This window comes from Streptomyces durocortorensis, assembly GCF_016901035.1.
In the GTDB taxonomy this organism is placed as follows: Bacteria; Actinomycetota; Actinomycetes; order Streptomycetales; family Streptomycetaceae; genus Streptomyces; species Streptomyces durocortorensis.
In genome coordinates this window covers 13504-32575 of sequence record NZ_JAFEUF010000043.1, presented here as the reverse complement: position 1 = coordinate 32575, position 19072 = coordinate 13504, and the positions used below count along the sequence as shown (strand labels likewise).

The following is a 19072-nucleotide window of genomic DNA, read 5'->3' as shown; positions in this document are numbered from 1 at the left end:
TTGTGGTGTGGGGCGTTGTTCTGCGTCTGGCCCCGCGTGCTGAGCGGGCACTTCCCGGCCAGTATGGGGCTGGCGCGGGGGGGCGGCCCCCCCCCCCCCGGCCCCCCCCCCGGGGGGGGGGGGGGGGGCCCTTCGTCGTACGGCCTACGGGAACTCCGCCGGCCTACGGGTGCTCGACGCCGTCCTCAAGCTTCTGGCCCCGCAGCAGGAACCAGGCGGCGACGGCCGCCGCCAGCAGGACCGCCGCGCCGACGCCCGCGGCCGACCGCAGTCCGTCGACGAACGCCTCCTGGGCCGCCGAGACCAGCGGCCCCGCCTGGGCGGCGGGCAGCGCGGCGGCGGATTCGACCGCCCCGCCCAGGGACTCGTGGGCGGCCGACTCGACGTCGGCGGGGATGCCGGACGGGGTCGGGAAGCCCCGGTAGATGCCGGTGACGATGGACCCGAGGAGGGCGATGCCGAGGGCCGCGCCCAGTTCGTACGCGGTCTCGGAGACGGCGGACGCGGAGCCCGCCTGCTCCTGCGGGACGCTGGAGAGGATCACGTCGGCGGTGACGGTGAAGGCGAAGCCCGCTCCGACGCCGACGACCAGCAGCATGCCGCCGAGCAGCGGGTAGCCGGTGTGCTGGTCGAGCAGGGTCACACTGCCCAGGGCCAGACCGACCGCGGCCAGGCCGCCCGAGACGACGGAGCGGACCGAGAAGCGGCGGGCGGCGAACCCGGCCAGCAGACCGGCGGTCACCGCGCCGATCGCGGCGGGCAGTTCGGCGAGCCCGGCCTCCAGCGGCCCGCGGCCCTGCACCAGTTGCAGGAACTGGGAAAGGAAGAAGACCAGACCCGACAGGCCGAGGATGGTCAGCAGGTCGGCGAGGACCGCGCCGGAGAAGCCCCGGTGGTGGAAGAGCCGCATGTCCAGCAGAGGCGCGGGCAGCCGCAGTTGCCTGCGGACGAACCAGGTCAGGGCTCCGACGCCGAGGACGGCGGCCACCGCCGAGTCCCAGCTCAGTCCGTGCGATGCCGTCTCCTTGATGGCGTACACGACACCGATCATGCCGACCAGGGAGAGCCCGACGCTGAGCATGTCCCACGGGCCGGGGGCCGGGTTCTTGGACTCGGGGATCAGCTTGACGCCGACGACCACGAGGACCGCCATCACGGGCAGGTTGATGAGGAAGACCGAGCCCCACCAGAAGTGTTCGAGCAGGAATCCGCCGACCACCGGGCCCACGGCCGCGCCCGCCGAGGCCATCGCGCCCCAGATCCCGATGGCGAGGCTGCGCTCGCGCGGGTCGTGGAAGAGGTTGCGGATCAGGGCGAGGGTGGACGGCATCAGGGTGGCGCCCGCGACACCGAGCAGCGCCCGGGCCACGATCATCATCTCGGGCGTGGTCGCGTACGCGTTGAGCACGGAGACAGCGCCGAACGCGACGGCGCCGACCAGCAGCAGCTTCTTGCGGCCGATGCGGTCGCCGAGGCTGCCCATCGAGACGAGCAGGCCGGCGATGACGAAGGAGTAGACGTCACCGATCCAGAGCAGCTGAGTGCCGGTCGGTTCGAGGTCCTCGCTGAGGAACGGGGTGGCGAGGCCGAGGACGGTCGCGTCCACGGCCACCAGCAGCACGGCGAGGACGAGGACGGAGAGCGCGATCCACCGCCCCGGGCGGCGTACCGCGTCCGTGGTGTCCGGCTGCTTCTCGGTGCTGATCATTGCTCAACGCTCCGGCGTGCTCCGCCGAGCAGCAGCTCGACGATCATGTACTGGAAATCCTGTGCGGCGACCCGGCCCGTCTGGATGGACCAGGCTCCGGTGCCGACGAGGCCGTAGAGGGCCTCGGTCAGCCAGGCGGGGGTGAGGTCGATACGGAACTCACCGCGTTCCTGGCCGCGGCGGAAGAAGGCGGAGACCCGGGCGTCGGCCCGGTTCCAGCCCTCGTTGACCTCGTCGCCCTCGAACAGCTGGTTCTCGTTGACGAGGAAGGACATCAGCCCGGCGCTGGGCTCGACGGCCGCGATGAGGCGGCGCAGCCCCTCCTCCGAGGTGTCCTCGTCGAGCCGGGCGGCGTCCAGGGCCGCCTCGAACTCCTGGAGGCCGAGGTTCTCCAGCGCCTTCACCAGGGCGTCGCGGCCGGCGAAGTGGCGGTGGAGGGTGGCCCGGCCGATGCCCGCTGCCTTGGCGACCTCGTCCATGGTGGCGGTCGATTTGCGGGTCAGCAGAGCGGCGGCGCTGCGCAGCACCTGCTCTCGGTCGAGTGTCATGAGACGACCATAACCCATGTGAGACATCTTTGTCTCATCGAAGAGTGTGCGGGCTCATCGAGGAGCGTGCGGGCTCACAGCGGGGGCGGGCGGGGCGGGGGGGGGCGGCGCGGCGCGGGAAACAAAAAAGCGGCCGGAGGAAGAACCTCTCCTTGCCACTCTCAACTTATAGCTCATGGGGGGCCTTGCGACAAGACCCCCCATATGCCGCAGAATCGTCCGCCGAAGCCGGGACGGGACGCCGCCCCCGTACGTACCGCAGATCGGAACTGACGCCGTGACACCCCTGACCGCCAGCGCCTTCGACCTCCCCGACCGGCTCTCCCCCAAGGCCGACCCGGCGTTGATCGCCGATGACGAGCAGCACTTCACGGCCATCGCGCGCTGCCTGGAGCAGTCGATCGCCGAGCTGACCGCCCGGCTCGCAGCCGAGCGCCGGGCGCCCGGCGGGGCGAGCCGGCAGGCGATGGACCGGGACGTGGAGATCCACCGGCTGACCTCCCGGCTGCGCGCCCTGCGCCGGTTCGGCCTCGACCTGTGCCTCGGGCACATGGTCCCCGCGGACGGCTCCGGGCCGCTGTATGTGGGACGGCTCGGCCTGACCGACAGCACGGGCCGCCGGCTGCTGGTCGACTGGCGCTCCCCCGCCGCCGAACCGTTCTTCGGGGCGACCCACGCCGACCCGATGAGCCTGGCGAGCCGCCGCCGCTACCGCTGGACCGGCGGCCGGATCAGCGACTACTGGGACGAGGTGTTCGCCCCGGAGGGGTTCGCCGGGCATGCGGCGCTGGACGACCAGTCCGCGTTCATCGCCAGTCTCGGCTCCAACCGGTCGGCCCGGATGCGCGATGTGCTGGGCACCATCCAGGCCGACCAGGACGCCGTCATCCGGGCGGGTTCCCGGGGCACGCTCGTCGTCGACGGCGGGCCCGGCACCGGGAAGACCGTCGTCGCGCTGCACCGCTCCGCCTATCTGCTGTACTCCGACCCGCGCCTCGCCCACCGGCGCGGTGGCGTGCTGTTCGTCGGGCCGCACGAGCCGTACCTCGGGTACGTCGCCGATGTCCTGCCGAGCCTCGGGGAGGAGGGTGTGCAGACGTGCACCCTGCGGGACCTGGTCGCCGAGGGCGCGGGAGCGGGGCCCGAGAGCGATCCGGAGGTGGCGCGGCTGAAGGCGTCGGCGGAGCTGGTGAAGGCGGTCGAGCCGGCCGTCCGGTTCTACGAGGAGCCGCCCTCCGAGGGCGTACGGGTGGAGACGCACTGGTCGGACATCTGGCTGAGCGCCGCCGACTGGGCCTCGGCCTTCGGGGCGCCGGATCCGGGCACCCCGCACAACGAGGCGCGCGACCAGGTCTGGGAGGAGCTGCTCACGATCCTGGTGGACAAGCACGACGGCGATGCGCCCGAGGAGCAACTGCGCGCCTCGCTGCGGCAGAACCGGGAGCTGTTCGCCCTCTTCGACCGCGCCTGGCCGCTGATCGAGGCGGCCGACCTGGTCGCCGACCTCTGGTCCGTACCCGCCTATCTGCGCAAGTGCGCCCCCTGGCTGACCGCCGAGGAGGTCCGGCGGCTGCGGCGGGCGGACGCGCAGGCCTGGACGGAGTCCGACCTGCCGATCCTGGACGCGGCCCGGCAGCGGCTCGGCGATCCGGAGGCGTCCCGGCGCCGACGCCGCCCCGAGGCGGCGGCCGCCGCCGAGCGGGAGCAGATGGACCGGGTCGTCGACAGCCTGCTCGCCGACGAGACGCTGGTCGACGCGGACGCGGACGGCGAGGGCGCGTTGGTGATGCTGCGCGGGGCGGATCTGCGGGAGTCCCTGGCCACCGCCGACCGGCCGAGCGGGGTGGAACCGGATCTGCTGGCGGGGCCGTTCGCGCACATCGTCGTGGACGAGGCCCAGGAACTGACCGACGCCCAGTGGCAGATGCTGATCCAGCGGTGCCCGTCCCGGAGCTTCACCGTCGTCGGGGACCGGGCGCAGGCCCGGCACGGGTTCCCCGAGTCGTGGCGGGAGCGGCTGGATCGGGTCGGGCTCGACCGGATCACCCTGGCCTCCCTGACCATCAACTACCGGACGCCGGAGGAGATCATGGCGGAGGCGGCGCCGGTCGTCCGGGCCGTGCTCCCCGACGCCAATGTGCCGACCTCCGTCCGCAGCAGCGGCATCCCCGTCACCCACGGCCCGGCCGGGGACCTGGACACCGTCCTCGCCGGCTGGCTCGCCGCGCACGACGACGGGATCGCCTGCGTCATCGGCGACCCCGCGTTCCGGGCGACGGACCGGGTGCGGTCGCTGACCCCGGAGCTGTCGAAGGGCCTGGAGTTCGACCTGGTCGTCCTCGTCGACCCGGAGGAGTTCGGCGAGGGGGTGGCGGGGGCGGTGGACCGGTATGTGGCGATGACCCGGGCGACCCGGGAACTCGTGATCCTCACGAGTCCCTGAGGCCGCCGGGCCGGGTCGGCGTCAGTGCCAGGGCAGCCCGGCGCGGTGCCGCCAGTACGCCTCCGGCTCCTCGACCAGGGCGTCGAGGCTCGCCCGCTGTTCGTCGTCCAGGTCGACGACTGCGGCGTGCAGATTGCCGGAGAGCTGGGCAGCCGTGGCGGCGCCGGACAGCACGACGCCCGCCCAGGGCTGGTGCAGGACGAGCGCCAGGGCCACCGCGTCGCCGCCGACCCCCGCGCCGGCGGCGATCTCCTGGAACACTGCGGGGGCCTCGTCCCCGGCGAGCCGCCCGTTGGCCATGCCCTCCTTGACGATCACGGTGAGCCCGGCGTCGTGGGCCTCGGCGAGCGCGGGTGCGGCCGAGGTCTCCAGCGCGTTGTAGGTGGCCTGGACCGTACGGAAGAGGGGTTCGCCGTCGACCGTGACGGCGAGGGCGGCCCGGATCGCGTCGGCCTGGCCGGGCCCGCTGGTGGAGAGGCCGACGGTGACGCCGTCGGCCGCCAGGGCGGCGAGCCGGTCGAGCAGTTCCTTGTCGGTGAGCGCCGGGCTGTCCGGGGTGACCGAGTGCACCTGGTAGAGGCTGAGCCGGTCGCCGAGGAGCTCGCGGGTCTCGGCGTACTGGCGCTCGAAGGTGGCGAGGCTGTGGTCCTTGACCTCGTGGTGCTCGGCCTCGACGCTCCAGTCGGCGGTGTAGGTGTAGCCCCACTTGCTACCGACGACGAGGTCGGTGAAGGAGGGCCGGGCGTTCAGCCACTCGGCGAGGAACTCCTCGGCGCGGCCGTAGGAGCGGGCGGTGTCGACGTACCGCACGCCCTGCGCGTAGGCGGCGTCCAGCAGCTCGTGGGTGCGGGCGCGCAGGGCGTCGGGGTCGCGGTCGGCGGGCAGGTCGCGGTCCCGGTGGAGGTTGATGTAGCCGGGCCTCCCCACGGCGGCCAGGCCGAGTCCGATGTGGGCGGTCGGGGTCGTCGCGGCGGCCAGGGCGGCGAAGGGCATCATGGGCTCCTCGGGGTCGGGTTCGGTTACTCCTACCCCGGTGAACGTAGCTCGCGACACCCTTCGTGGACCTCTTACGACACCGCCACCAGCTGCTCCCCTACTGGCGGGCGGTCGCCCAGGCGTGCTGGACCGCCAGGTCTTCCTTCACCTCGGCGAGCTGTACGGCGACGGCGGAGGGTGCGGTCCCGCCCCGGCCGTCGCGGGAGGCGAGGGCGCCGGGCACGTTGAGCACCGTGCGGACCTCGGGGGTGAGGTGCTCGGAGATCTTGGCGAACTGCTCGTCGGTGAGCTGGTCCAGCTCGATGCCGTGCTGCTCGCACTCCTTGACGCAGGCGCCGGCCACCTCGTGCGCCACCCGGAAGGGGACGCCTTGCTTGACCAGCCACTCCGCAATGTCGGTGGCGAGCGAGAAGCCGGCCGGGGCAAGCTCCTCCATGCGCTCGCGGTTGACGGTGAGGGTGGCCATCATGCCGGTGAAGGCGGGGAGCAGGACTTCCAGCTGGTCGCAGGAGTCGAAGACGGGCTCCTTGTCCTCCTGGAGGTCCCGGTTGTACGCGAGCGGGAGCGCCTTCAGCGTGGCGAGGAGGCCGGTCAGATTGCCGATGAGGCGGCCGGACTTGCCCCGGGCCAGCTCCGCGATGTCCGGGTTCTTCTTCTGCGGCATGATCGAGGAGCCGGTGGAGAAGGCGTCGTGGAGGGTGACGAAGGAGAACTCCTTCGTGTTCCAGATGATGACCTCCTCCGCGATCCGCGAGAGGTTGACGCCGATCATCGCGGTGATGAAGGCGAACTCGGCGACGAAGTCCCGCGAGGCGGTGCCGTCGATGGAGTTGGCGACCGAACCGTGCTCGAAGCCCAGGTCGGCGGCGACCGCCTCGGGGTCGAGCCCGAGCGAGGATCCGGCGAGCGCCCCGGAGCCGTACGGGGAGACGGCCGTCCGCTCGTCCCACTGGCGCAGCCGCTCGGCGTCCCGGGAGAGCGACTGGACGTGGGCGAGCACGTGGTGGGCGAAGAGCACCGGCTGGGCGTGCTGGAGGTGGGTGCGGCCGGGCATCGCCACGTCCGGGTGGGCCTCGGCGAGGCCGACCAGGGCGCTCTGGAGGTCGGCGATCAGGCCGCCGATGATCCGGGCGTGGTCGCGCAGGTACATCCGGAAGAGGGTGGCGATCTGGTCGTTCCGCGACCGGCCGGCCCGCAGCTTGCCGCCGAGGTCGGGGCCGAGGCGCTCCAGCAGTCCGCGCTCCAGGGCGGTGTGGACGTCCTCGTCCGCGATGGTGCCGGTGAAGGAGCCGTCGGCAACGTCGGCTTCGAGCTGGTCGAGGCCTTCCTGCATCCGGGTCAGCTCGTCCTCGGTGAGCAGGCCCGCCTTGTTGAGGACGCGGGCGTGGGCGCGGGAGCCGGCGATGTCGTACGGCGCGAGCCGCCAGTCGAAGTGGACGGAGGCCGACAGCTTGGCCAGCGCCTCGGCCGGTCCGTCGGCGAAACGCGCGCCCCAGAGCCGGACGTCACCGTTGTTGCTGCTCACTGCATGCTCCTCAAAACGCCAAGACACGGTGCGGGTATGCGACCGCCTCCCCGCCGTGTGCGGACGGGGAGGCGGCTGTACAACGAGTGGGGTCAGGCCAGGTCGCGCTTGGCCGCGATCTTCGAGGAGAGACCGAAGATCTCGATGAAGCCCTGCGCCTTGGACTGGTCGAAGGTGTCGCCCGAGTCGTAGGTGGCGAGGTTGAAGTCGTACAGCGACTCCTCGGACTTCCGGCCGGTGACGACGGCCCGGCCGCCGTGCAGGGTCATCCGGATGTCGCCGGTGACGTGCTGGTTGGCCTCGTTGATGAAGCCGTCCAGGGCCCGCTTCAGCGGGGAGAACCACAGGCCGTCGTAGACCATCTCGCCCCAGCGCTGCTCGACCTGCCGCTTGTAGCGGGCCAGCTCGCGCTCGACGGTGACGTTCTCCAGCTCCTGGTGGGCGGTGATCAGCGCGATCGCGCCGGGCGCCTCGTACACCTCACGGGACTTGATGCCCACGAGCCGGTCCTCGACCATGTCGATCCGGCCGATGCCCTGCGCGCCGGCCCGCTCGTTGAGCTGCTGGATCGCCTGGAGGACGGTGACGGGACGGCCGTCGATGGCTACGGGCACGCCCTCCTTGAAGGAGATGACGACCTCGTCGGCCTCGCGCTGGTTGGCCGGGTTCTCGGTGTACTCGTAGATGTCCTCGATCGGCCCGTTCCAGATGTCCTCCAGGAAGCCCGTCTCGACGGCGCGCCCGAAGACGTTCTGGTCGATGGAGTACGGGGACTTCTTGGTGGTCGCGATCGGGAGGTTCTTCTCCTCGCAGAAGGCGATCGCCTTGTCCCGGGTCATCGCGTAGTCGCGGACCGGGGCGATGCACTTCAGGTCGGGGCCGAGCGCGGAGATGCCGGCCTCGAAGCGGACCTGGTCGTTGCCCTTGCCGGTGCAGCCGTGGGCGACGATCCCGGCGTTGTGCTTGTGGGCGGCGGCGACGAGGTGCTTGACGATGGTCGGCCGGGAGAGGGCCGAGACCAGCGGGTAGCGGTCCATGTAGAGGGCGTTGGCCTTGATCGCCGGGAGGCAGTACTCCTCGGCGAACTCGTCCTTGGCGTCCGCGACCTCGGCTTCGACGGCACCGCAGGCGAGCGCGCGCTTGCGGATGACGTCCAGGTCCTCGCCGCCCTGGCCGACGTCCACGGCAACGGCGATGACCTCGGCGTTCGTCTCCTCGGCGATCCAGCCGATGGCGACGGAGGTGTCCAGGCCGCCCGAGTAGGCGAGTACGACGCGCTCGGTCACGGGTTTCTCCTTACGGTGCAATCACTGATGGGTATAACTATGCGGTCCTCCGTATTGTTTGTCAAAGCGGCAGGTCAGAGCGGTGTGCGCGGCCGTTCGGTCGGGAAATGCCGAGGCTTCTTGACCGGAACGGCTCTAGCATCGGCACCCTACGAAGGGGGGCACGGTGGACGGCCGTGACAAGGAGACCGTGAGCCCGGTGGTGCGGGTGTGGGAGGGCGCCCCTCCGGCCGAGGTGATGGACGGCGCGTCGGCCGATGCGTGGTTGGACTTCGACGCCGACGTCCGGTGTCTCGACGACCGCCCGTGGCTGCCGGCCCGGTCGCCCGGGGAGCCGGATCGGCCGGCCCCCACGCTGCTGGACCGGTTGCGCGGACGTACGCGTTCGATGGTCGCTCCCCCGACCTCGCCCCCGGTGCCTCCCGCCATCACCCTGTGCCACCCGGACGGGCGGATCCGGGAAGCGGCCCTGGACGCGGCGCGCACCGAACCGGAGCTGCGTCCGCTGCTGGCGGTGCGGTGCACGGACTGGGTCTCTCAGGTACGGGAACGGGCCCGGGCGCTGCTCGCCGAACTGCCGGCCGACGCCCTGTTCCCGCTGGCCGAGCTGATCCTGCGGCTGTCGCGGCGCTCGCGGGGCGGCTTCGCCCGGGCCCTGCTGGAGGACGCGCTGCGCGAGGGCCCGGCGGCCGAGGTGCTGGCGCTGACGGCCCACCCCGACCGGGCGATGGACAGACTCGCGTACCGGATCGCGGTGGAACGCGGGCTGCTGACGCCGATGGAGCTGGCCGCCACGGCGGCGGCCAGCGGTGACGTCACGCTCCAGGACCTCTGCGCGGAGGCCGCCGTGAAGTCGGGCGCGACTGAGGGGCCGGACGCGGCCGCCGTGCTGGACCGGCTGCTGACGGCCCGCGCGCCCCGGGTGCGCGCGGCCGGGGTGACCGCGCTGCGGCGGGCCGGGCAGTACGGGGACGCGGAGCCGTTCCTCGTCGACCGTTCGGGCGTCGTACGGGCCTGCGCGCGGTACGTCCTGCGGCAGGGCGGCATCGACCCGCTCCCCGTCTACCGGGCCCTGTGCGCCGAACCGGCCGCGCGTCCGGCCGCCGCCGCCGGGCTCGGCGAGTGCGGCGACCGCGCGACGGACGCCGGGACACTGTGGGCCCTCCTCGGGCATCCCCTGCCCTCGGTGCGGGTGCACGCGATCAGCGGCCTGCGCGCGCTGGACGTGGTGGAACGGGAGCGGCTGACGCCGTTGCTCGACGACCCGAGCCCGGCCGTGGTGCGGGCGGCGACCCGGGCCCTGCTGCCGGACGCCGCCGGAATCCCGGAGCACCTGCTGCGCGAGCGGAGTGCGCCGGAGAGGCCGCGCGCGGTGCGGGTGGCGGCGGACCGGCTGCTGCGGGCGGCGGTGCGGCAGCGGCGTCCGGACCCCGGGTACGGGTGATGCCCCGCCCGGGGAGGTGCGTCCGGATCCAGGTACGGGTGATGCCCCGCCCGGGGTGCGCCTTCGAAGCCTGACGTCGGGGCGGTCCGCTGGGCCGTACGGAGCAGGTCAGGTGGGGCGTGGACCCCGGTCGCCGTACGGTCCGGAGCATGCGCAGACCACTGGTGACCGCCGCCGCACTCCTCGCCCTCTCCCTCGGCTCCCTCGGGGCGGGCCCCTCCGACACCCCTCCCCTCCCGGACCGGCTCGCGGACACCGGCGGCGGCACGCAGCTGATCACCGCCGAGGCCCCCGACACCGGCTCCACCACCGGCACGGTGACCTGGTGGGAGCGGCGCGGGGGCCGGTGGGCGGAGGCGGGGTCGGCGCCGGCGCGGTTCGGGACGAACGGCCTGGCCGAGGGGGCGACCAGGGAACAGGGCACCAGCACCACGCCGACCGGGTTGTACGACCTGCCGTACGCCTTCGGCATCGAGGACGCCCCGGCGGGGACGACGTATCCGTACCGGAAGGTGACCGAGGACTCCTGGTGGTGCCAGGACAACGACTCGGACGCGTACAACCGCTGGGTGGAACCGCGGCCCTCCCACTGCCGGGCGGCGGAGGCCGAGCACCTGGTGTCCTACGGGACGCAGTACGCCCGGGCCCTGGTGATCGGCTTCAACTACGAGCGGCCGGTGCGCAACCGGGGTGCGGGGATCTTCCTGCATGTGAACGGGCGCGGGGCGACGGCGGGTTGTGTGTCCGTACCCGCCGACGCCATGGCGGAGATCCTGGCGTGGGCGAAGCCGGAGCGGCGGCCGCACATCGCGGTCGGGACCTCCTCGGGCCCGACCGCGATCACGCGCTACTGAACGGGGTGGTTCAGCGGTCGTTCTGAGCGAGCCTCAGCAGGTGGTCGGCGAGCGCCTGGCCGCCGCTCGGGTCGCGGCTGATGAGCATCAGCGTGTCGTCGCCCGCGATGGTGCCGAGGATGTCGTGCAGTTCGGCCTGGTCGATGGCCGAGGCGAGGAACTGGGCCGCGCCCGGCGGGGTGCGCAGCACCACGAGGTTGGCCGAGGCCTCCGCCGAGATGAGCAGTTCGGCCGAGAGCCTGCGCATCCGCTCCTCCTTGGCCGAACCGCCCAGCGGGGCCTGCGGGGTGCGGAATCCGCCCTCGCTCGGCACCGCGTAGATCAGCTCACCGCCGGTGTTGCGGATCTTCACCGCGCCCAGCTCGTCGAGGTCGCGGGAGAGCGTCGCCTGGGTGACGCTCAGCCCGTCGTCGGCGAGGAGCTTGGCCAGCTGGCTCTGCGAGCGGACCGGCTGCCGGTTCAGGATGTCCACGATCCGGCGGTGGCGGGCGGTGCGGGTCTGCGGCACGGACGGCCCGCCGTGCTCGGTTTCCTGCGCCTCGGTCATCGTCGTCGCCTCATTCTCCGGAGGGTCATGCTCCGGATCGTCCGTCCCCGTGTGCCGCGTCGAGAGCGCCCGGCAGGATCTCCAGGAACGCGTCCACCTCCGCGTCACCGATGATCAGCGGCGGCATGAGCCGTACGACATCGGGGGCGGGCGCGTTCACCAGGAGGCCGGCTCCCTGGGCCGCCTGCTGCACCTGCGGTGCGAGGGGTCCGGTGAGCACGATACCCAGCAGCAGGCCGCTGCCGCGGACATGGGAGACCAGCGGGTGGCCCAGCGCCTCCACGCCGTCGCGGATCTTCTCGCCGAGCCGCTTGACCTCGTCGAGCGCGCCGTCGGCCGCGAGGGTGTCGATGACGGCGAGCCCGGCGGCGCAGGCGACCGGGTTGCCGCCGAACGTCGTGCCGTGGTGACCCGGCTTCAGCAGGTCGGCGGCCGGGCCGAAGGCGACGGTCGCGCCGATCGGCAGTCCGCCGCCGAGCCCCTTGGCGAGGGTGACGATGTCCGGCTCGACGCCTTGGTGCGCCTGGTGCTCGAACCACTGGCCGCAGCGGCCGATCCCGGTCTGCACCTCGTCCAGGACGAGCAGCGTCCCGGTGGCCCGGGTGATCTCCCGGGCGGCCTCCAGGTAGCCCTTGGGCGGGACGACGACGCCGTTCTCACCCTGGATCGGTTCGATGACGACCAGAGCGGTGTCCGTGGTCACCGCGGCCCGCAGCGCGTCCACGTCCCCGTACGGCACATGCGTGACGTCACCGGGCAGCGGGCGGAACGGCTCCTGCTTGCCCGGCTGGCCGGTCAGCGCGAGCGCGCCCATCGTCCGGCCGTGGAAGCCGCCGTCGGTCGCGACCATGTGGGTGCGCCCGGTGAGCCGGCCGATCTTGAACGCGGCCTCGTTGGCCTCGGCGCCGGAGTTGGCGAAGAAGACCCGGCCCTGACGGTCGAAGAGCTGGAGCAGCCGCTCGGCGAGTGCGACGGGCGGCTCGGCGATGAACAGGTTCGACACGTGGCCGAGGGAGGCGATCTGGGTGGAGACGGCCTCGACGACGGCGGGGTGGGCGTGGCCGAGGGCGTTGACCGCGATGCCGCCGACGAAGTCGAGGTAGCGGGTGCCGTCCTCGCCCCAGACGTGGGCGCCTTCGCCGCGGACGAGGGGCAGGCGGGGCGTGCCGTAGTTGTCCATCAGCGCGCCCTGCCAGCGCGAGGTGAGTCCCGAAGCCTCTGTGCCGGTCATGATTCCCCCTGTTCAGGTACTCCGTGTACGTCGATGGGGGCGTCCGGCACGACCATGGTGCCGATGCCCTCGTCGGTGAAGATCTCCAGCAGGATCGAGTGCTGGACCCGGCCGTCGATGACGCGGGCGGTCTCGACACCGTTGCGTACGGCGTGCAGGCAGCCCTGCATCTTGGGGACCATGCCGCTGGACAGCTCGGGCAGCAGCTTCTCCAGCTGACTGGCGGTCAGCCGGCTGATGACGTCGTCGCTGTTGGGCCAGTCCTCGTAGAGCCCCTCGACATCGGTGAGGACCATCAGCGTCTCGGCGTTCAGGGCGGCGGCGAGCGCGGCGGCCGCGGTGTCGGCGTTGACGTTGTAGACGTGGTGGTCGTCGGCGGAGCGGGCGATGGAGGAGATGACCGGGATGCGGCCGTCGTCCAGCAGCGCCTGGATGGCCCCGGTGTCGATGGCGGTGATCTCGCCGACCCGGCCGATGTCGACGGACTCGCCGTCGATGGTGGGCCGGTGCTGGGTGGCGGTGATGGTGTGGGCGTCCTCGCCGGTCATGCCGACGGCGAGGGGGCCGTGCTGGTTGAGGAGGCCGACCAGTTCGCGCTGGACCTGTCCGGCGAGCACCATCCGTACGACGTCCATCGCCTCGGGTGTGGTGACGCGCAGCCCGGCCTTGAACTCGCTGACCAGGCCCTGCTTGTCGAGCTGGGCGCTGATCTGCGGGCCGCCGCCGTGGACGACGACGGGCTTGAGCCCGGCGTGCCGCAGGAAGACGACGTCCTGGGCGAAGGCGGCCTTCAGCTCCTCGTCGATCATGGCGTTGCCGCCGAACTTGATGACGACGGTCTTGCCGTTGTGCCGGGTCAGCCAGGGCAGCGCCTCGATGAGGGTCTGTGCCTTCGGGAGTGCGGTGTGCTTCCGCGCGGCGCTCATGAGCTGTACGCGCTGTTCTCGTGGACGTAGTCCGCGGTGAGGTCGTTGGCCCAGATGACGGCGGACTCGGTGCCCGCCGCGAGGTCGGCGGTGACCTTGACCTCCCGGTAGCGCATGTCGACGAGGTCGCGGTCCTCCCCCACACCGCCGTTCTTGCAGACCCAGACGTCGTTGATGGCGACGTTGAGCTGGTCCGGCTCGAAGGCGGCCTTCGTGGTGCCGATCGCGGAGAGGACGCGGCCCCAGTTGGGGTCCCCGCCGTGGATGGCGCACTTGAGGAGGTTGTTGCGGGCGATGGACCGGCCGACCTCGACGGCGTCGTCCTCGGTGGCCGCGTTGATCACCTCGATACGGATGTCCTTGGACGCGCCCTCGGCGTCGCCGATGAGCTGCCGGGCGAGGTCGTCGCAGACGGCCCGTACGGCTTCGGCGAACGCGCCCTGTTCCGGGGTGATGCCGCTGGCGCCGGAGGCGAGGAGCAGCACGGTGTCGTTGGTGGACATGCAGCCGTCGGAGTCGACGCGGTCGAAGGTGGTGCGGGTGGCGTCGCGGAGCGCGGCGTCCAGTGCGGGGGCTTCCACATCCGCGTCGGTGGTGAGGACGACGAGCATGGTGGCGAGGCCGGGGGCGAGCATGCCGGCACCCTTGGCCATGCCGCCGACGGTCCATCCGTCGCCGCCCGCGACGGCGGTCTTGTGGACGCTGTCGGTGGTCTTGATGGCGATGGCGGCCTTCTCGCCGCCGTGCTCGCTGAGGGCGGCGACGGCCTGCTCGATGCCGGGGAGCAGCTTGTCCATGGGGAGCAGGATGCCGATCAGGCCGGTGGAGGCGACGGCGACCTCGCCGGCGCTGTGACCCTCCAGCACCTCGGCCACCTTCTCCGCCGTGGCGTGGGTGTCCTGGAAACCCTGGGGGCCCGTACAGGCGTTGGCGCCACCGGAGTTGAGGACGACGGCGGTGACCTCGCCGCCCTTGAGGACCTGCTCCGACCAGAGGACGGGGGCGGCCTTGACGCGGTTGGAGGTGAAGACGCCCGCGGCGGCGCGGCGGGGGCCGTTGTTGACCACGAGGGCCAGGTCCGGGTTCCCGCTCTCCTTGATTCCGGCGGCGATGCCCGCCGCCGAGAATCCCTGTGCTGCCGTGACGCTCACGGTGCGACTCCGATCGTCGAAAGTCCGGTGTCCTCGGGGAGTCCGAGGGCGATGTTCATGCTCTGGAGGGCGCCGCCCGCGGTGCCCTTGGCGAGGTTGTCGATGGCGCAGACGACCACGATCCGTCCGGCGGCCGGGTCGTGCGCGACCTGGACCTGTACGGCGTTGGAGCCGTACACCGCGGCGGTGGCGGGCCACTGCCCCTCGGGCAGGAGGTCGACGAACGGCTCGTCCGCGAACGCCTTCCCGTACACCGCGCGCAGGCTCTCCGCGCTCACGCCGGGCTTCGCCTTCGCGCTGCACGTGGCGAGGATGCCGCGGGGCATGGGGGCGAGGGTGGGCGTGAACGAGACGGTGACCGGCTGCCCGGCGGCGGCGCTGAGGTTCTGGATCATCTCGGGCGTGTGGCGGTGCCCGCCGCCGACGCCGTACGGGGTCATGTTGCCCATGACCTCGGAGCCGAGCAGATGCGGCTTGACCGCCTTGCCCGCGCCCGAGGTGCCCGACGCGGCGACGATGACGGCCTCCGGCTCGGCGATGCCGGCCTCGTACGCGGGGAAGAGCGCGAGGGACACGGCGGTCGGGTAGCACCCCGGCACGGCGATCCGCGTGGCCCCGGCGAGCGCGGCCCGCCCGCCCGGCAGCTCGGGCAGTCCGTAGGGCCAGGTCCCGGCGTGCGGGGAGCCGTAGAACGCCTCCCAGTCCCCCGCGTCCTTCAGCCGGAAGTCGGCCCCCATGTCGACGACGAGGACCTCGTCCCCGAGCTGCTCGGCGACGGCGGCGGACTGCCCGTGCGGCAGCGCCAGGAAGACGACGTCATGCCCGGCGAGGACCTCGGCGGTGGTGGGCTCCAGCACCCGGTCGGCCAGGGGCCGCAGGTGCGGTTGGAGCGATCCGAGCGCCTGCCCGGCGTTGGAGTGCCCGGTCAGAGCGCCGATCTCGACCTCCGGGTGCGCGAGCAGGAGGCGGAGCAGCTCCCCGCCGGCGTATCCGCTCGCCCCTGCCACTGCTGCTCGTACCACCATCGGTAACCCTCCTGATCGATGGCATGACTATACGCATTGACGCAGTTTTATGCAAAGAGTCTCTGGGGCCGGACCGCGCGGATCCTCTCGGTGGACGCGGACGGTCTCGGGGTGGACCCGCTGGTCGGGGAGGGTACGGCCGACGACGGAGCCCTTGCTCACGCGGTCCGGATCGGCAAGGCTGAGGCCGGTGATCTTTCCCCTCACCGTCGACCGGATTCTCGCCGACCGGCCCCGCGCCGAGTTCGGCCGCTCCGTCCTCACCGTTGCGGCGCCCGGCGGTACGCACGTGGTCCTCGGCGGCCACGATCCGCAGGGTTCGGCGGACGGCTACCCGATCGGTGTCTACGCCGCTCCGGCACCGGGAGCCGACACCTCGGCCCTCCAGGCACACCCCCCGGCCCTGCAGTGGCTCAGGACCGGTTGGCGATTGCGTGCCGCGGCCTTCCACCCCACGCTGCCGTTGCTCGTCCTCGGTACCGGTTCCTATGACGGCGGCTATTTCTTCGAGGGTGAACTCGTGCTCCTCGACCTCGCCACGGGCGAGCACCGCCACCTCTTCGAGGAGGGCTGCCGGCGGGAGGTCCGCTCCCTGGAATGGACGGACGCCCGCACCCTCCGGATCCTCCTCGCCCCGTACGACGACTGGGAGGACCGGGCCGCCTGGCGGGAGGGTCACCGCGTGGACCTCGTACGCCCCGACTGGCGGACCGTCCCGGCTCACTCCGTCCGGGACACGGAGCTGACCGGCCCGCGCGTGCCGGCCGCCCTGCCCGAGCCCACCCCGGCCGTCGCGGCACCGGACACGGAAGAGCCGCGTCCTGGCGAGATCCGCTCCCTGACCGTCCTGCCGGACGGGGACATCCTGCTCACCGCGGACCACGTCCTGCTGGAGCGCTGGTCGGCGCGCGGGCAGCGCCGGTGGTCGGTACCCGCCGATCCGGACCTGGGCGGCGGCCGGACCTCGGTCGCCCTCCCCGAAGGACACTCCGCCTGGGTGGAAACCCTCGGGCCCCGGCACGGCGACAGCGGGACGTTCCTCCGGATCGACCTGTCCGACGGGACCGAACGCGAACGCCTCACCACCCCTGGCCCGGCCGCGCTGGTCACGACGTCCGAGGGCCCCCTGCTCGTACCGATGTGCGCAGGGTACGGAGAACGGGCCCGGAGCCGGTTCCGGCACGGCCCCCACGCGATCTTCCGGGACATCGCCGGATCCCCGTGCGTGTGCGACTGCCCCTGGGACGACGACGAGGACTGCGACTGCCGTTGCGGCTGCCCTGCCTGTGCCGTCCAGGGACCGGACGCAGAGGTGTGGCTGACGACGGTCGACACCCATCACACCCGCCACCCGGCGGACCTCGCGCTCCCCGCCGCCGTACGCTGCCGACGCCTCTTCCCCTGGTCCTGGGAGCCCGGCGAGACCCACTCCGGCGGCCCAGGCGTCGGGGTCGGCGAGACGGACCTGATCATGGCCACCGTCCGCCACGACGGCCGTGCGGATCTCCCGGTGCAGGGCTTCGTGACCCGTCGTTCGGTGGCCGAAGGCTCCACCGGCATCCCTTCGTGGATCTTTCCCGTCGACCGCACGCCGACCGCGCTCGACATCGACCCGGCCACCGACACCGTCCTCGTCACCCTCAGCAGCGGCGAACTGATCGCTCTGGAGGCGACGACCGGCGCGTTCCTCGCCCGGGGGCATGTCCTTGTGCGCGGCGTCCCCGTCATCCCCACCGCGGTCACGGTCATCGGCCCCGGGCGCATCCTGCTGGGCACGAGCGACGCCCGCGTCCTGATCTGCTGTCTCAAGCCGACGTGAACGGTCCGTCACGCTCACCGGGCGACAGGGGCAGGAAGCGCCGGGGCACGTTGCCGCTGGGGCACGTTGCCGCTAGGGCACGTCGTACCGTACGAGCGCCTTGGCGACCGGTGTGCCGCTGCGCCGCGCGTACGTCAACCGCCGGCGCACCTCACTCAGTTCGCGGGGGCGGTAACCGGGCCCGCCACAACAGCTCTTGTGGAAGCCCACGCCCGCGTTCAGCAGCACGGTGAGGGCCCGCCACGCCGCGACGTCCCGCCGCCGGGGGGCCGCGAAGGCCGAGCCCGCGTGGATCATCGGCTCCGCGCAGTTCGGGCAGGTCCGCTGCCTCGCCGGGTCGTGGAACTGCTTGTACGACACCCGGCAGGAGAGGCAGACGTACGACGTTTTCCCGTGGCTCATCGGCTCAGACTAGGGACGGGCGCGGGGCGGTGGCCAGCGGTTTTCCTCAGGCCTGGCGGTCGTCGCGCCGGCCGGCGTCCCGGTTGTTCCACTCCCAGCTCCAGAGCGCGGAGAGCCTGTGGTCGTGCTCGTAGCCGGGGCGGGTGTGCGAGCCCACGCGGGCGATCGCTTCGCCGGTGCGCGGGTCGTTCCGGCGGAGCAGGCCGTAGGCGGCGTTGAGCCGGGTGCCGAGGTCGTCCGCGTCGAGCAGCGCCACCAAGGCGTCGGCGACCGCTGCCGTGCCGTCCGTACCGTCGGCCGCGGCCTCCACGGTGCAGGCCCGCACATCGGCCACCGGATCCCGGAGCAGCGCGACGACGGCGTCCGTGACCCCGGGGCTTTGGTCATGAGCCGCGGCCAGGGCTCCGCCGGTCACCGCGCGCACCCTTCCGTGCTCGTCCCCGGCGAGTTCCAGCAGGGCGGTCCGGGCCGCCGCGCCGAGGGTGGGGCGTGTGCCGTCCCAGCCGAGGAGGAGGCAGGGGACCTGGGCACGGACGCGCGGGTCCGGATGGCCGGCGTGCCGCAGCCCCACGGCTTCGGCTTCCCGGTGTTCCACCTCGCCCAGCGCGCGGAGCACCTCCGCGAGGACGCCCGGGTCGTCCTCCCCCTCCGCCGCCCAGGCCACGAGCAGGTCCGCCGTCTCCTTCTCGTAGGAGTTCCGCCGGCTCGACTGCGTGAGCCGGTAGCAGCCGAGCACGTCGAGGACGAAGTGGCGGTGCTCGGGGTCCGGGCTGTGGCGGTACGCCGTGACGGCCGACCAGGTCTCCTTGCTGCGGCGTTCGCTGAGTACCCATCGGGCGGACGAGCGGTCCACATGGTCCCGGTCGCGGGGTGCCACGGCCCTGGTCACCAGCTCGTCCACGGGCGTCAGGACGCGGAAGGCCCACTCCAGGTCCGTGAGAATCGCTCCGTGTCCGGCGCGGACCGTGGTGTCGCCGAGCGTCACCTGCGTCACGTGGTCGTACTCGTCGTCCTTCACGCGGCGCTCACGGACGGGGCCGGTTCCGCCGGTCCGGTCCCGGAGCACTGCTTCGGCGCCCCGCTCGTACCGGTCCCGGGCCAGGGCGAGGAGGTACGCCCTCCGATCCTCGGGGAGGCGCAGCCGGGGCTCACGGCCCAGCACAGCCG

General features: G+C 72.6%; 16 protein-coding genes. 4 read left to right on the top strand and 12 right to left on the bottom strand.

Features of this window, described 5'->3' with window-relative positions:
- Positions 1 to 163 precede the first annotated feature (163 nt).
- Both JS521_RS11760 and JS521_RS11755 read right to left on the bottom strand, forming a co-directional pair.
- Positions 164 to 1708 (bottom strand): MFS transporter, encoded by a 1545-nt coding sequence (locus JS521_RS11760; protein WP_205082673.1) that lies wholly within the window; start codon positions 1706 to 1708, stop codon positions 164 to 166.
- Positions 1705 to 2256, bottom strand: coding sequence for a TetR/AcrR family transcriptional regulator (locus tag JS521_RS11755; RefSeq protein WP_030799971.1), 552 nt, complete (start codon positions 2254 to 2256; stop codon positions 1705 to 1707). Before JS521_RS11755 ends, JS521_RS11760 begins: the two co-directional genes overlap by 4 nt.
- 277 nt (positions 2257 to 2533) lie before the next feature.
- Between JS521_RS11755 and helR the strand changes: the two genes are divergently transcribed.
- Positions 2534 to 4699 carry an RNA polymerase recycling motor ATPase HelR gene (gene helR / locus JS521_RS11750; protein ID WP_205082672.1) on the top strand — a complete coding sequence of 722 codons (2166 nt, stop codon included), beginning with the start codon at positions 2534 to 2536 and terminating at the stop codon, positions 4697 to 4699.
- A 21-nt stretch (positions 4700 to 4720) separates the two neighbouring features.
- On the opposite strand, the gene JS521_RS11745 is transcribed toward helR, so the two are convergent.
- The 3 genes from JS521_RS11745 to JS521_RS11735 all read right to left on the bottom strand — a co-directional run bounded on the left by JS521_RS11745 (position 4721) and on the right by JS521_RS11735 (position 8506).
- On the bottom strand, positions 4721 to 5692 hold the full coding sequence (locus JS521_RS11745; protein WP_205082670.1) for an aldo/keto reductase: 972 nt from the start codon (positions 5690 to 5692) through the stop codon (positions 4721 to 4723).
- A gap of 100 nt (positions 5693 to 5792) precedes the next feature.
- Positions 5793 to 7220, bottom strand: a complete 1428-nt coding sequence (gene argH / locus JS521_RS11740) for an argininosuccinate lyase (RefSeq protein ID WP_205082669.1) — start codon at positions 7218 to 7220, stop codon at positions 5793 to 5795.
- A 92-nt stretch (positions 7221 to 7312) separates the two neighbouring features.
- Entirely contained in the window at positions 7313 to 8506 is a 1194-nt protein-coding gene (locus tag JS521_RS11735) for an argininosuccinate synthase (protein ID WP_205082668.1), read from the bottom strand.
- Between the two features lie 166 nt (positions 8507 to 8672).
- On the opposite strand from JS521_RS11735, the gene JS521_RS11730 reads away from it, so the two are divergent.
- Complete coding sequence (locus JS521_RS11730) at positions 8673 to 9950, top strand: hypothetical protein (RefSeq protein ID WP_307847851.1); 1278 nt, start codon at positions 8673 to 8675, stop codon at positions 9948 to 9950.
- A gap of 149 nt (positions 9951 to 10099) precedes the next feature.
- Positions 10100 to 10804: a L,D-transpeptidase family protein gene (locus JS521_RS11725; protein WP_205082666.1), complete on the top strand. Its 705-nt coding sequence runs from the start codon at positions 10100 to 10102 to the stop codon at positions 10802 to 10804.
- Between the two features lie 10 nt (positions 10805 to 10814).
- On the opposite strand, the gene JS521_RS11720 is transcribed toward JS521_RS11725, so the two are convergent.
- From JS521_RS11720 to argC, 5 genes are read right to left on the bottom strand one after another with little or no spacing between them, the layout of a single operon-like run.
- The gene (locus JS521_RS11720) at positions 10815 to 11351 is read right to left on the bottom strand and encodes an arginine repressor (protein WP_018491010.1); all 537 of its coding nucleotides are present in this window, start codon (positions 11349 to 11351) and stop codon (positions 10815 to 10817) included.
- A 25-nt stretch (positions 11352 to 11376) separates the two neighbouring features.
- On the bottom strand, positions 11377 to 12582 hold the full coding sequence (locus JS521_RS11715) for an acetylornithine transaminase (protein WP_205082665.1): 1206 nt from the start codon (positions 12580 to 12582) through the stop codon (positions 11377 to 11379).
- Complete coding sequence (argB, locus tag JS521_RS11710; RefSeq protein ID WP_205082663.1) at positions 12579 to 13508, bottom strand: acetylglutamate kinase; 930 nt, start codon at positions 13506 to 13508, stop codon at positions 12579 to 12581. The genes JS521_RS11715 and argB overlap by 4 nt, the downstream gene beginning before the upstream one ends.
- Positions 13505 to 14659 carry a bifunctional glutamate N-acetyltransferase/amino-acid acetyltransferase ArgJ gene (gene argJ, locus JS521_RS11705; protein ID WP_205082661.1) on the bottom strand — a complete coding sequence of 385 codons (1155 nt, stop codon included), beginning with the start codon at positions 14657 to 14659 and terminating at the stop codon, positions 13505 to 13507. The genes argB and argJ overlap by 4 nt, the downstream gene beginning before the upstream one ends.
- Positions 14656 to 15684 (bottom strand): N-acetyl-gamma-glutamyl-phosphate reductase, encoded by a 1029-nt coding sequence (argC, locus tag JS521_RS11700; RefSeq protein WP_205082660.1) that lies wholly within the window; start codon positions 15682 to 15684, stop codon positions 14656 to 14658. The genes argJ and argC overlap by 4 nt, the downstream gene beginning before the upstream one ends.
- Positions 15685 to 15874: 190 nt before the next feature.
- Between argC and JS521_RS11695 the strand changes: the two genes are divergently transcribed.
- On the top strand, positions 15875 to 17503 hold the full coding sequence (locus JS521_RS11695) for a hypothetical protein (protein WP_205082658.1): 1629 nt from the start codon (positions 15875 to 15877) through the stop codon (positions 17501 to 17503).
- A gap of 72 nt (positions 17504 to 17575) precedes the next feature.
- On the opposite strand, the gene JS521_RS11690 is transcribed toward JS521_RS11695, so the two are convergent.
- Together JS521_RS11690 and JS521_RS11685 are read right to left on the bottom strand one after the other, a co-directional pair.
- Positions 17576 to 17905: a deoxyxylulose-5-phosphate synthase gene (locus JS521_RS11690; protein WP_205082657.1), complete on the bottom strand. Its 330-nt coding sequence runs from the start codon at positions 17903 to 17905 to the stop codon at positions 17576 to 17578.
- Between the two features lie 46 nt (positions 17906 to 17951).
- Positions 17952 to 19067, bottom strand: a complete 1116-nt coding sequence (locus JS521_RS11685; protein WP_239487130.1) for a HEAT repeat domain-containing protein — start codon at positions 19065 to 19067, stop codon at positions 17952 to 17954.
- Between the last annotated feature and the right edge of the window lie 5 nt (positions 19068 to 19072).